Genomic DNA, 12,894 nt, shown 5'->3' on the forward strand with positions numbered 1-12,894 from the left:
CACCAGATCTTTTCAAATTGCAACTTTTGTTATGCGCCTCGCAATGACGTAAACAAGGGGCTTCAAGTCCTTAAATGGGCAGATTAACATTTGCAACGTCATTGCTGTAGAAGACCGTGGATACCAATCGTTTGGAGAATTCTAATAGCGACGCGGCAATCTCCTAATTAGAACAGTTTTGCTTTCTTATTGTTAGAACGGGTATCATACCACTACGAATAAAAAGTATGAATATAAAACAAGGCGGCTGTGTCTACATCATTACGAATAAAAACAATACAGTTCTCTATACAGGCGTGACATCTGATCTTCGAGGAAGAATATGGGAACATAAGTCTAAATTTTTTCCGAACAGTTTTTCTGCCAAATACAACTGTGAAAAAATAGTTTGGTACGAGGTCTTCCCAACGATCGGTGAAGCGATAGAACGGGAAAAACAAATTAAAGCTGGTAGCAGGAAAAAGAAGCTGGAACTGATAAAGATTATGAATCCCGATTGGAAAGATCTGTGGGATGAAATTCAGGAGATATAAACTGTGAGTTTTCCTGCATAGCTATTGTCGTAAGTGCGATATTCATTATGAGGGGCTTAAACTTTTACCAATCAGTGCAACGCCTTTGCGAGGAGCCAGGCAAATGCCTATCGGTGTAACGTCATTGCGAGGAGCTAAGTGGATGCCAATCGCTAAGAGAATTCAAATGGCGACGCGGCAATCTCATGACTAAACAGTCTGTGTATAATGAGCAGATTGCCACGGCGCATCAGATCTTTGAAGAATGCAATCTTATTATGCGCCTCGCAATGACGTAAACAAAGGGCTTTAAGTTCTTAAATGAGCAGATTGCCACGGCGCATCAGATCTTTGAAGAATGCAATCTTATTATGCGCCTCGCAATGACGTAAACAAAGGGCTTTAAGTTCTTAAATGAGCAGATTGCCACGGCGCATCAGATCTTTGAAGAATGCAATCTTATTATGCGCCTCGCAATGACGTAAACAAAGGGCTTTAAGTTCTTAAATGAGCAGATTACCATTTGCAACGTCATTACTGTAGAAGCCCCGTGGATACCTATTGCTGTAACGTCATTGCGAGGAGCTAGGTGAACGTCAATCGTGTAGGGGATTTTAATAGCGACGCGGCAATCTAATAATTAGAACGGGGATTGTCTTCTTAAGGAACAGATTACCATTTGCTACGTCATTGCGAGGAGCTAAGTGGATGTCAATCGTGTTGGGAATTTTAATAGCGACGCGGCAATCTCATAATTAGAACAGGCATTATCTTCTTAAGGAGCAGATTGCCACGGCGCACCAGATTTTTTCAAATTGCAACTTTTGTTATGCGTCTCGCAATGACGTAAGCGAGGGGCTTCATGTATCTTAAATTTAATTTGCCGGGTATACAAAGCTTGCCCGCACCCATTAATAAATTGTTTGCACAAGTGAAGAGAGTTGTCGTAGCCATTTATATTGACCCTGATTTTTTTCCGCCAACTATAAATGCCATATTGAATCTTGCAGAACATTCGGAGGAAGTAGTGGTTATCAGCAGGAACAATTCTTTAGGCAATTATCCTTACCCTTCCAACGTGCGTTTAAAAAAAACAGGGAAGCAGGTGTCCGTGAGGGATTCGGAAAAACAACCTGCCTGGCTAAAGCTGCTTTATTTTTTTCAATTTACTGTATCGCTACTGCGGGAGGCAAAACATACAAATACCAGCCTCGTGTTATTGTATGATCCTTTTGCGCTCTTCTCATTTTTTATGATTCGGGGGATCCGCCGTAAACGAAAAGTTTGGTACCACAATCATGACATGCCGGATAAGTACATGCAGCGAAAATATTCCCTCGGCTACATGGCGTCAAAATATGAAGCAAAAGCCATGAAGCATATTGATTTCTTTTCACTGCCGTCCAAAGAAAGGTTGCAATATTACAAAGCGGTAGACGCAGCTATTCCTGTTTTTGTCCTGCCTAATTATCCATCATTAAAAGTGTATAACCAGCCCGTTAAAAACACGACCGAAAACAGTAAGATAAAGATCATTTACCAGGGGTTTATCGGGAAAGGCCATGCACTGGAAGAATGTATTGAATTGCTGCAGGAAAAAATACAGGGTTATGAATTGAACTTAGTTTTAAAGGGATCGGTAACACCAGGATATAAGTTGGCTTTAAATACTTTAGCCGAAAAATACAACGTAGCAAATAAGTTAATTTGGAAAGACATCGGTCCTTATTATGAACTTCCTGCGTTAACTGCGTCGTGTGACATTGGTATAGGGATTAATATGAATAACGATATCGTCAGCCAGGCGCAGGGCACTGCCTCTAATAAGATCTATGAATATGCGGCGAGCGGTTTACCGGTAATACTATACAACAGCAGTCAGTTTACGCAATACCTTGAAAAGTATGACTGGGCCTTTTTTACCGATGGCTCGGTAAAATCACTTAAAGAAAATATTGAGGCGATTGTGAAAGACGTGCCGTCGCTCCGTGAGTCTGCACAGCTCAACTTTAGGCAGTCGCTTAATTTTGAAAAATATTTTATGCCGGTATTAAATATTGTATCACGTTCTATCACATAGCCTTGAACCCAGGGCAGCGGAATTAATGAATTTCAGTCAAAAGATCAGGTTAAGATATAGAAGTTTCAAAATTCATTTGGAGGAATTAGGGGGATTTTGGAAAACCAGTAAATATTTTTTCGAAAAACATATCCTGCGCAAAAAGCAATTAAGATTAACAGTTAAAGGGAACGATGTACCCATCTACCTCAGAAACTTTACATCCGATATCGATATTTTCGCCCAGATTTTTATTAATAAGGAGTATGAGAACGGCATTAAAACTTTACCCGTTCCGAAGATTATATTGGATTGTGGAGCAAACATTGGGTTGGCCGCCTTATACTTTAATTATCGATATCCGTATACCTTGATTTATTGTTTTGAACCTGAACATTCAAATTATAAACTATTACGACAAAATGTTGGCGCTTATAGTAATATTAAAACCTATGAACATGCTATATGGACTGATACAGAAAAGCTGTACCTGAATTTAAATAATCCTAACGATTCGTTTACTGTTAGCGACAAAAATAATGATGATGTTGTCCGTATAAATGCAGTTTCTCTGAATGATTTCCTCTTAGAAAATCAAATCGATAAAATCGATTTACTAAAACTAGATATCGAAGGTGCAGAATTGCCGTTGTTTAGTAAAAATCTGGATTGGATTCATAAGGTTGATGTAATTATCGTTGAAATACATGAAAGAATTAACCCGGGGTCAACACAGTATATCAATGATTTACTTACCCCTTACTTCGCTATATCTTATACAGGGGAATATGTAAAATATACCCGTAAAACGCTGAATTAATGCTTGCTTTTATAATTCCGTTCAAACCAAAAAGAAATTCCACGAATTGGGAACAAGACAGCAGCTACCTTCATAATACGATACAGTCAATTTTGCATCAAACTAATGACGATTATCATGTGTTTGTTATTACACATGATATGCCTGAAAGCCTTATTGACAGCCCTAAAGTTGATTATTTAAAACTGCCATTTGACTATTGCGATTTTGAAAAAATTGAAGATAGAAATGCAGCACTTAAAGATAGCGGTTATCTAAACGCCCGTGATGTTGAATATCTTTTTGACCAGGGGCGTAAACAAATGTATGGAGCACAGTTGGCGAAGGAAAGCGGTTATGAATATATAATGTGCCTTGATGCGGATGACCTGGTGTCAAAAAATTTGGTGGACTATGTAATCCGCCATAAAGAAGACAACCAGGTGGGATGGTACGTAAACAAGGGGTATTATTTTATAGCAATTGAAAACATATATGTAAGACAACCCTACGCTATGAATATGATCAGTGGTTCTACTCACATTATTCATCGTAATATGCTGCCTCAAACTGATATGGCGGCATTATCGTTGGGATCAAACAATTTTTTTTCCGGTCATGCCTCCTTACCTGCACGGATTAAAAAGGAATTCGGGAAAGAACTTCTGCCCTTGCCGTTTTACGCGATTATTTATACAATAACAAATTTAAACTGGTCGATAACCGTTGATAAATTAAGAGGTAAGTCTTTTTATGCTAAAGTAAAATTCCTGGTCAGAAGGGTTTTATTTGATAAGCCGATTGGGAAAAGGTTTTATTTAAACAGGGTATAGTATAATAACTTTTAATTCCATTAAAACAGCGCTATATTCAAATAGTCTGGGTTTAAAGGTTTAAATCTGTGATTGGTTTCTTGCCTATTACCACATAGTTTAATGTATTTCGCGGGTTATAATCCACTTTGTCCATCCAGGAAAAAAAAAGATTGATGAACCAGCAAAGACGACACTTCTTAAACAGGTAGCACGAGGAGCGAATGAAAAAAGATTTGCTATTGCTGTTGATAATAGCGTGTATGAGTGTTTGCCCGGTCATTGCCCACATTCCACCATTTGGATTTATCTCTTCAACCTTAAATCCTGCTTTTTCCAAAATATATTGAAATCCGAACCTGGTAAACCGGAAAAAATCATGTGGTTCCTCGTGCAAATGCCAATACATCGGTCCCGATAAAATGAAGTACCCACCGGGTTTTATTAACCTGAATGATTCGTTTATCAATCCCTGGTGATCTTCCATATGTTCAATTGTCTGGGTAGAAAATACCGTATCGAAAGAATTGGATGCTAAAGGGATGCTATTACCCTGGCATAAAATATCCACCTTTCTCGAATTTGACTGCACGATATCACAGCCGATATAATCTGTGATTTTTTGACCAAATAATTTTTCATAAGGTTTATTTCCACACCCGATATCTAATACTTTTCCGGTAGCATATTTATTGATAGCTAAGGCAAGCTCTTTATAAAACGACTTATAATGCAGGTAGTAAAAATTAAATTTTGTCAGCTTCAAGTTTTCAAGCCTTCGAAGATTCTCAGTTCGCATAATATTGTTATTGACTAGAAAGTAAAACGATTAAAAGATCGCCATACAAATATAGGATTGGCGCCCTTATTCTTTTGTCATAATTCCCCGGGCCGACTTTGCAGGTTGTATGGAGACAATTTTCTATTATTGATAGAGCATATCATGTTGAAAAGAAGTTAAAAAGCGTGTTTTATTTCAGGGAAAACTATGAGGAAAACCATTAAACAAATGGGTTACCGGTTATTGATGAGTAATAAACTGAGCCAGTCTGTTGCGGTAAAAGTATCCAACATAGCTTTTCCGGGCTCGGCCGCTTATTGGGAGAACCGCTACCGGAAAAATGGTAATTCGGGCGTTGGTTCTTATGGCAAAAGTGCCGCCTATAAAGCGTCAGTTATTAATAAATTTGCTGCTGAAAATAATATTCGGAAAGTTATTGAGTTGGGATGCGGTGATGGAAACCAGCTGAAGCAATTTGAATTTCCCTTATACCTTGGTTTAGATGTGTCCGCAACTGCCATAGAGAAATGCGTTGCTATTTTTAAACAGGATAATTCAAAGCGCTTTTATATTTACAACGAGACAACTTTTGCAGCCAATCCGGAGTTATTTACTGCAGACCTTGTTTTATCGCTCGACGTGATCTATCATTTGCTGGAAGATGAGGTGTATGAAAATTATATGCAAAAGCTGTTTTCATCTTCTTCCCGCTTTGTTATAATTTATGCGTGGGATGTTGACGGGAAACAGAAATACCATGTAAGGCACAGGAAATTTTCAGAATGGATTGCCCTTTATAAGAAAGACTGGCACCTGGTAAAAAGAATTACAAACAATACGGCGCTGACCTGTGATTTTTTTATTTATGAAAAAGTGGATAGCTTGTAGCAGCATTTGACACACTAACCCGGGTCACAAATATGGATACATTATTCAGGGTAAAATTTAACTGGGGTCTTTATATTCTTATATTGATCTTTATTAGGACGGTATGGATTGATTTGAGCTGGTTGAGTTTTATTGCCCTTGCCATAACCCTCCACCAGTTCTTATTGCTGTTTTATTCTGTAGGAGCCGTTATCCCGATAAGGTACCTCGCAGGGGCTTTTATGTGTCTGCAAATGTTGCTGGGGCCCACGCTGGCTTTTAATGGCCTCGATGCCTATCAAAAGAACCCGGTTTACAAAATGAAAATTCCGGAAGCAGAATATTTTGCTTACGTGATCCCTGCGATGATTTGTTTTATTGCCGGCCTGCATATTACGGCCGGGAAATTAAAAGGGGAAGTGATCAATCAACGGGAAGTGGCCAGGTTTATTGATAATTCCGGCAATCTTCCTTATATATTTATTGCGGTTGGCTTCTTATCCTCTTTCGTAGCAGGGTTTTTCGGTGCAGCATTTGCCTTTGTTTTTTACCTGCTGGGTGGGTTTAAATTTATTGGGGCTTTTATGGTAATAATGGGAACCCGGCAATTAAAAACTTGGGTACTGGTGTTGGTGTTTGGATCCATTATAGCCAGCACGTTGCAGCACGCCATGTTTCATGATTTAATTACCTGGTTAATAATGTTGGGCGCAGTTTTGGCGATTAAATACAAACCTTCGGTTCTACTCAAAACAATCTGTGCAGCCGGGTTCATCCTCATGGCAGTGGTCATCCAGCAGGTGAAGGGAGATTACCGCAGGATTGCCTGGGGCGGTGGTACCGGGGGGCAGACCGGGGGCATCGAATCTTTTCAAAACGCCATAGAAGCGAAAGAAGGAAATAATTCTTTATTTAGTTCCAGGAGCCTTGCGACCAGCAACATCCGAATTAACCAGGGTTTTATTGTTACCAATATTATGAATTATGTTCCTGCTCAAATACCCTATGCCAATGGGGAAGAGTTAGGTCTGATCCTCCAATCGGCTTTTTTACCAAGGATCATCGCGCCGAACAAATTAAATGCCGGTGACCAGGCCTTATTTACTAAATATTCAGGAATCCACCTAATGCCGGGAACTTCTATGGCGTTAGGTCCACTTGGAGATGGCTATGTGAATTTTGGGGTAACAGGCGGTTGTATCTTTATGTTTTTCCTAGGACTTTTATTTAGCGAAGTGCTTAACGGCTTCTACCGCTATAGCAAGTATTATCCCTTTTTGTTGTTGTTTGTTCCGCTGGTCTTTTATTACCCTATACGTCCCGATTGCGAGTTGCAAACTTCACTAGGGCATCTGGTAAAATCGTGCTTCCTTATCTATATGCTGATTTTATTTTGGAAGAAGGACCTGAGTAAAGTAATGAAGAAGAGAACGAATAAATTATCCGGAGCTCCGGCAATTCCTGCAACCGGCAGTGTGCCGTAGCGATAAAAGTGAAACCTTACAATAGTACAGTATAAGAAATCCGTGCCAACCAATGAAAGCATTACTTACCCCAATATCCATTTTAATTTGCATGCAGGCCGCAGCGGTCAACGTTGACAGGGATACCACCATCTCGGGCACGTGGGACCTGCATGGACAGATCTTACATATTTCCGCTAAGATCAGCGGTAAAGGCACCATCAGGAACGCGTTGATTGAAGCGAATCCTTTTATTCAAATATTCGACACAACGGTTTCATTATCAGGTTGCAGGGCCCGGGAATTTTCGGCCATGTGGTATGGTGCATCATCTAATAATAAGGACAATTCTTCCGCACTTCAGCAATCCATCAATACCTGCATCAACAGCATGCCGCTGTACATTCCGCGGGGAACCTATAATTATTCGCAGTCGCTACAAATATTTGTGTTGTATAAAGGCCAATATGTGGGAGCAGCCATCCACCTGTATGGTGACGGAGGTATCTGGGACGAAGGAACGGTGCTGCATTATACCGGTAATGATTTTGCCCTCGGCGGCCAATACCTCAAAGGCGCTGAAATAGACCATTTAACACTCAAAGGTAATTTTCATTCCCCCGCCATAGCTGGGCCTGCCTATTATGCTATTCCCTTTTCGGCTTATAATGACCCAAAGGTGGGCAGGAACCTCGCCGGGATAGTAATTGACTACGATGGGAGTAAGAATACCGGTGGCTCTACCGCCGTGCAGTTGCACGATCTGAACGTAGGAAATTTTGCCATCGATTATGAAATCTCGCCAAACGGGGTAACGTATAATGCAGATATTATTGTAATGGAAAACATCCGGTGCGGCGATGCGAGGCTCGGCATTTCCTGCGGGCAGGCGCAGGAAAAAGGCAACGTGATCCGGGGACTGTATAGCTGGGGCCGCATTCACACCATCTTTGCCACCAATATCTATGGCAAGCACCAGGCGGGCAACTACACCATCGACGGTGGGAACATCGCCGGGCTACCCATCCGGCTAATTTATAATCCTGAGTCAGGATGGTTTCCCACCCATATCTACAACCTGTTCTGTGAATCATTGGGCACCATTGGAACCATTACCGCAGGGGATACCAAAAACAATATCCCCACTACCATCAATAATTGTGTCTTTGATTTTGCCTACAGTTCCCAGGCGGGGCGGCAAACGTTATTTACATCCAATAGTACTTTTATAAAATTCAATAATTGTTCCTTCCGGTATTATGGGAGGTATGATGATACCCTGCATTTTTCGGGTATTGCCACTTATGACAATTGCAATTTCAGCGGGCCGGTGCAAGGTAACGCCGGGAGTGTCTATATAAAATATCCTGTTACTTCACATTAATTTAAAAAGCGTAAAAAGCAAAATCAAACACAAAATACATCCCGGACCTGGTATGACCTAATCCGTGTTCATCCGTGTAATCCGTGGCCTTCTTCCTAAGTCGGGGCCATCGGTATAATTCATGACTTAAACCATTTAAATTTGACCAAAGTCTTTATCACGATCCCCTGGTTCCTTCCGGCCTTCCGCGCAGGGGGGCCAATACAATCTATCGCCAACCTGGTAAATGAATTCAGGGAGGATATTGAATATTATATCTTTTGCGGCGATACCGATTTAACCGGCGGCGCCCTGGAAAATATCACAACAGGGGAGTGGCTGCCCTTTAATGAACACACACAAGTTTGGTACGCCGACCATGAAAAGATAAGTGATAGCCTTGTTAAACAGGTGGAAACCATAAAGCCGGATGTGTTGTACATCATCGGTATATTTTCCTGGCATTTTAATATAGTACCCATTATATTCTGTAAGGTTCCAAAGAAAATTCTTTCGGTAAGAGGCATGCTGCACCCCGGCGCTTTGTCTCAAAAAAAATGGAAGAAAAAGATATACCTGCAGCTGTTCAGGCTATTCGAATACCACTACAAAGTGCAATTGCATGCGACCGATACGGCAGAAGAAAATTATATCCGGGCACAGTTTGGATATCCTGCAGTGGTAAATATTGCGGGCAACTTCCCTAATAATATCGGGGCGCTGCCTGTTGCAAAAAAAGACCCCGGAGTGCTTACGCTGATCAGCATTGCCCTCCTCGGCCCGATAAAGAATATCCTGCTGGTGTTGCAGGCATTGGAGAAAATGGATGCAGGCATACGATATCATATTTACGGGCCTGTAATCGATATAGCCTATTGGGAAGAATGCAGGCAAAAAATCAGTATGTTGCCTTCGAATATCAGCGTAGTGGTTCATAAGGAAATTGAGCCTTCCGGCGTGAAAGAGGCGCTGCAGGATGCCCATGTTTTTATCTTGCCGAGCAAGAGTGAAAATTTTGGCCATGCCATCTACGAGGCGTTGTCTGCGGGGCGGCCGGTAATTACCAGTAATTTCACCCCCTGGAATCAATTACAGGAAGCCCGGGCCGGCAGGAATGTGGGCGTTGAAGATCTAACTGAATTAAAAGAAGCGATCCGGTCTTTTGCCGCCATGGATGAAGCCACATTCGTGCAATGGCAGCAGGGCGCAATGGATTACGCTGTCGCTGCAATAGATATAGAAAAGATAAGGGCACAGTACAGGGAGATGTTTTTGTCTTCCCCCTCTCCACTGGGAGAGGGCAGGGGTGAGGCTTTTGAGAGATTAAACAATAAACCAATAAACCAATAAACCATTAAACCCCTCAACCCATTCATCATCTACCTCCTCAAGTTCGCAGGAGTCTTCTGCACCTGCTATTTTGGTACGCTTGCCATAATTGGTCTTGCTGCACCGGGCGGATTGTACAGCCCTTTTGTGGAAAAATATTTGGATTATGTGAGCTGGCTAAAAAATTCCCTGATTAATGCAACAGCCGGTATTCTTTCTATATTTAATATTCAAACATTGAGGGAGCCGGGATTTGTATTGAGGATCAAAGGGGGAAGGGGAGTGCTGATTGCGATGAACTGCGTGGGCTACGGCGTTTATAGCTTCTGGATTGCTTTTGTAGCCGCCAATACCGCCACCTTTTGGAAAAAGGCCCGGTGGATGCTTGCCGGGTTATTAATACTTTGGTTCATCAACGTAATCCGCATTACCTTACTTTTACTGGCCATTAATAAGGGATGGCCCATGCCGTTAGGGATAGACCACCATACCTGGTTTACCATTGCTGCTTATGGAATGATATTCATTTTAATTTGGTTATACGACAGAAAATCAGGGAATAAAATTTTGAACAACGAAAAAAAAGGCCGTAATTTACATGACTAATCTTGGTGAATACGATAATTCATGGTACAAGCCCGGACATCCCGTAAAAAGGTGGTTATGGTATCTCTTCAATATCCTTTTTTTTAAGACCTCTCTTTTTCCTCTGTATAAATTTAAAATTGTTTTATTAAGGCTCTTTGGTGCCAGGATCGGGCATAATGTTTTAATAAAGCCGGCGGTCAACATCAAATATCCGTGGTTTCTTGAAATAGGAAATAATGTGTGGATTGGTGAAGGAGTGAGAATTGATAACCTGGCAATGGTAACCCTGGGTGATAATGTTTGTTTATCGCAGTGGTGCCTGTTACTTACCGGCAACCACGATTATACAAAATCCACCTTTGACCTGATGGTAAAACCCATCATTTTGGAAGAGGGTGTTTGGATAGGAGCCGGGGCGGTTATTTGTGGCGGAGTAACGTGCGGCCATCATGCAGTGGTAACAGTGGGTTCTGTAGCAACGGGAGCATTAGAGCCGATGGGCATTTACCGGGGAAACCCTGCATTGAAAGTTAAAGAACGAGTGATACAATAAGGTAATACAATTTTAAACGGGTATATTGCGTTTGTGCTGTTTACCCGGTGGAATGTTGATATTAAAATGATTGTAACAATAAAAATATTTATTTACCAGCTAAACAGCTAATCTGCCCGTGAGAGTATCCATTATAACTGTAACATACAATTCTGAAAAGCACCTGGAAGATTGCATTGCCTCGGTGAGGAAGCAAACTTATGGCAATATAGAGCACATTATAGTGGATGGAAAATCTACTGACCGCACGCTGAAAATTATTCAAAAAAATGCCGGCTCAATCGCCCGTTGGATCTCCGAGCCGGACAGGGGGATGTATGACGCCATCAATAAAGGCATTGCCATGGCTAGCGGTGATATTATCGGGGTGCTCAACAGCGACGATATGCTGGCTTCGGCGGATGTGATTATGGATATTGTAGCCTGCTTTGATGAAAAACAGGTGGATTCTGTTTACGGAGACCTGGTATATGTAAACGCTGCCAACCCGAAGCTGGTGATGCGTTATTGGAAAGGGTTGCCCTATAAACGCTCCCGGTTTAATTATGGCTGGATGCCAGCGCATCCTACCTTTTATATCCGCCGCGGACTGATCGAACAGTTTGGCGGTTATGAAAATCACTATTTTACGGCAGCCGATTACGAGTTTATGGCAAGGTACTTGTACCATCATAAAATAAGTTCTTTTTACCTGGATAAGATGATCGTGAAAATGAGGAACGGGGGAGCGAGCAATAACAGTATTTACGGGAGGCTAAGGGCCAATCGCCGCGATTATCTTGCTATGAAGAAGAACAATATACCGTTTGCATTAATGGTATCTATTTTAAAACCACTTATCAAAATACCTCAATATAAAAACGCCAGGGGCCAGGAAGCGGTTAGTGCGGATAGGCCCCACAAATTCTTCAGCTCAAAAGTGTTGGTTTTTCCAGCAGACGTGAAAGCTGAGGCCGACCGGTAATTCCAATCATGCTGAATTTTTTTAAAAAACATAATCCCGGGAATGAAAAGTATGACTTTACATGCCTGTTCCAGGATATTCATTCTCACTTATTACCGGGCATAGATGACGGCTCGCCTGATGTGGAAACCTCGGTTGCGCTGATCCGTGGCCTTGGAGAATTGGGTATCACCAGATTTATTTGTACACCACACGTAATCGGTGACATGTTTCGTAATACACCCGAAACGGTGAATGCCGCCCTCGCCGTGTTAAGACAAGCCTGCGAAGAGAACCACCTCGACGTACAATTGAATGCCGCGGCGGAATACATGCTGGATGATTATTTTATGGAATTGCTGCGGATGAAGGCTCCCTTGCTTACGCTCAAAAAAAATTACCTGCTCACGGAACTCTCTTATGCCACCTCACCGGCGAACCTGGAGACGATGGCTTTTGAATTGAATATAGCGGGGTACCAGCCTTTAATGGCGCACCCCGAGCGGTACCACTATTACCATAAGAACTACGGCGCATACCACCGGATGAAAGAACTCGGATTCCTCTTGCAGGTAAACCTGCTGTCGATAGCCGGTTACTACGGGAAGGCCGCCGCAAAAGCAGCGAAATATATAGTAGAAAATAACCTTGCCGACTTTGTAGGTACCGATCTTCACCATTTTAATCATTTAAAGGCGCTTACTGATCCCCGCAACCGGGAATTGTTTCACCAGGTGCTGGGAAACAAGATATACAACAGCTTTGAAGTAATTGAGAATTGAGAATGGACAATGGAAAACGTGAAATATCTTTGCGGGTGTTAAT

Annotated in this window: 13 protein-coding genes; 12 read left to right on the forward strand and 1 reads right to left on the reverse strand. The window is 41.8% G+C overall.

Features of this window, described 5'->3' with window-relative positions:
• Nucleotides 1-227 precede the first annotated feature (227 nt).
• The 4 genes from FW778_RS21570 (at nucleotide 228) to FW778_RS21585 (ending at nucleotide 4,203) form a co-directional block, all read left to right on the forward strand.
• On the forward strand, nucleotides 228-533 hold the full coding sequence (locus tag FW778_RS21570; RefSeq protein WP_150416971.1) for a GIY-YIG nuclease family protein: 306 nt from the start codon (nucleotides 228-230) through the stop codon (nucleotides 531-533).
• Between the two features lie 910 nt (nucleotides 534-1,443).
• Nucleotides 1,444-2,592, forward strand: a complete 1,149-nt coding sequence (locus FW778_RS21575; protein ID WP_235906536.1) for a glycosyltransferase — start codon at nucleotides 1,444-1,446, stop codon at nucleotides 2,590-2,592.
• Nucleotides 2,570-3,391 (forward strand): FkbM family methyltransferase, encoded by an 822-nt coding sequence (locus tag FW778_RS21580; protein ID WP_150416973.1) that lies wholly within the window; start codon nucleotides 2,570-2,572, stop codon nucleotides 3,389-3,391. Before FW778_RS21575 ends, FW778_RS21580 begins: the two co-directional genes overlap by 23 nt.
• Nucleotides 3,391-4,203 carry a glycosyltransferase family A protein gene (locus FW778_RS21585; RefSeq protein WP_150416974.1) on the forward strand — a complete coding sequence of 271 codons (813 nt, stop codon included), beginning with the start codon at nucleotides 3,391-3,393 and terminating at the stop codon, nucleotides 4,201-4,203. The genes FW778_RS21580 and FW778_RS21585 overlap by 1 nt, the downstream gene beginning before the upstream one ends.
• A gap of 52 nt (nucleotides 4,204-4,255) precedes the next feature.
• On the opposite strand, the gene FW778_RS21590 is transcribed toward FW778_RS21585, so the two are convergent.
• Nucleotides 4,256-4,981 (reverse strand): class I SAM-dependent methyltransferase, encoded by a 726-nt coding sequence (locus FW778_RS21590; RefSeq protein ID WP_150416975.1) that lies wholly within the window; start codon nucleotides 4,979-4,981, stop codon nucleotides 4,256-4,258.
• Between the two features lie 189 nt (nucleotides 4,982-5,170).
• Between FW778_RS21590 and FW778_RS21595 the strand changes: the two genes are divergently transcribed.
• The 8 genes from FW778_RS21595 to FW778_RS21630 all read left to right on the forward strand — a co-directional run bounded on the left by FW778_RS21595 (nucleotide 5,171) and on the right by FW778_RS21630 (nucleotide 12,851).
• Nucleotides 5,171-5,851, forward strand: coding sequence for a class I SAM-dependent methyltransferase (locus FW778_RS21595; protein WP_150416976.1), 681 nt, complete (start codon nucleotides 5,171-5,173; stop codon nucleotides 5,849-5,851).
• A 32-nt stretch (nucleotides 5,852-5,883) separates the two neighbouring features.
• Nucleotides 5,884-7,314, forward strand: a complete 1,431-nt coding sequence (locus FW778_RS21600; protein ID WP_150416977.1) for a hypothetical protein — start codon at nucleotides 5,884-5,886, stop codon at nucleotides 7,312-7,314.
• 52 nt (nucleotides 7,315-7,366) lie between these two features.
• A complete protein-coding gene (locus FW778_RS21605; protein WP_150416978.1) occupies nucleotides 7,367-8,677 on the forward strand; it encodes a hypothetical protein in 1,311 nt (436 codons plus the stop codon).
• Between the two features lie 141 nt (nucleotides 8,678-8,818).
• Entirely contained in the window at nucleotides 8,819-10,006 is a 1,188-nt protein-coding gene (locus FW778_RS21610) for a glycosyltransferase (RefSeq protein ID WP_150416979.1), read from the forward strand.
• A 126-nt stretch (nucleotides 10,007-10,132) separates the two neighbouring features.
• A complete protein-coding gene (locus tag FW778_RS21615) occupies nucleotides 10,133-10,591 on the forward strand; it encodes an exosortase/archaeosortase family protein (protein ID WP_394349807.1) in 459 nt (152 codons plus the stop codon).
• Nucleotides 10,584-11,126, forward strand: coding sequence for a WcaF family extracellular polysaccharide biosynthesis acetyltransferase (locus FW778_RS21620; protein ID WP_150416981.1), 543 nt, complete (start codon nucleotides 10,584-10,586; stop codon nucleotides 11,124-11,126). Before FW778_RS21615 ends, FW778_RS21620 begins: the two co-directional genes overlap by 8 nt.
• Before the next feature lie 118 nt (nucleotides 11,127-11,244).
• Nucleotides 11,245-12,090, forward strand: coding sequence for a glycosyltransferase family 2 protein (locus FW778_RS21625; RefSeq protein WP_202552428.1), 846 nt, complete (start codon nucleotides 11,245-11,247; stop codon nucleotides 12,088-12,090).
• Between the two features lie 8 nt (nucleotides 12,091-12,098).
• Nucleotides 12,099-12,851: a tyrosine-protein phosphatase gene (locus FW778_RS21630; protein ID WP_150416983.1), complete on the forward strand. Its 753-nt coding sequence runs from the start codon at nucleotides 12,099-12,101 to the stop codon at nucleotides 12,849-12,851.
• The last annotated feature ends 43 nt before the right edge of the window (nucleotides 12,852-12,894 follow it).

The sequence above is a fragment of the Ginsengibacter hankyongi genome (assembly GCF_008710285.1).
Lineage (GTDB): Bacteria > Bacteroidota > Bacteroidia > Chitinophagales > Chitinophagaceae > Ginsengibacter > Ginsengibacter hankyongi.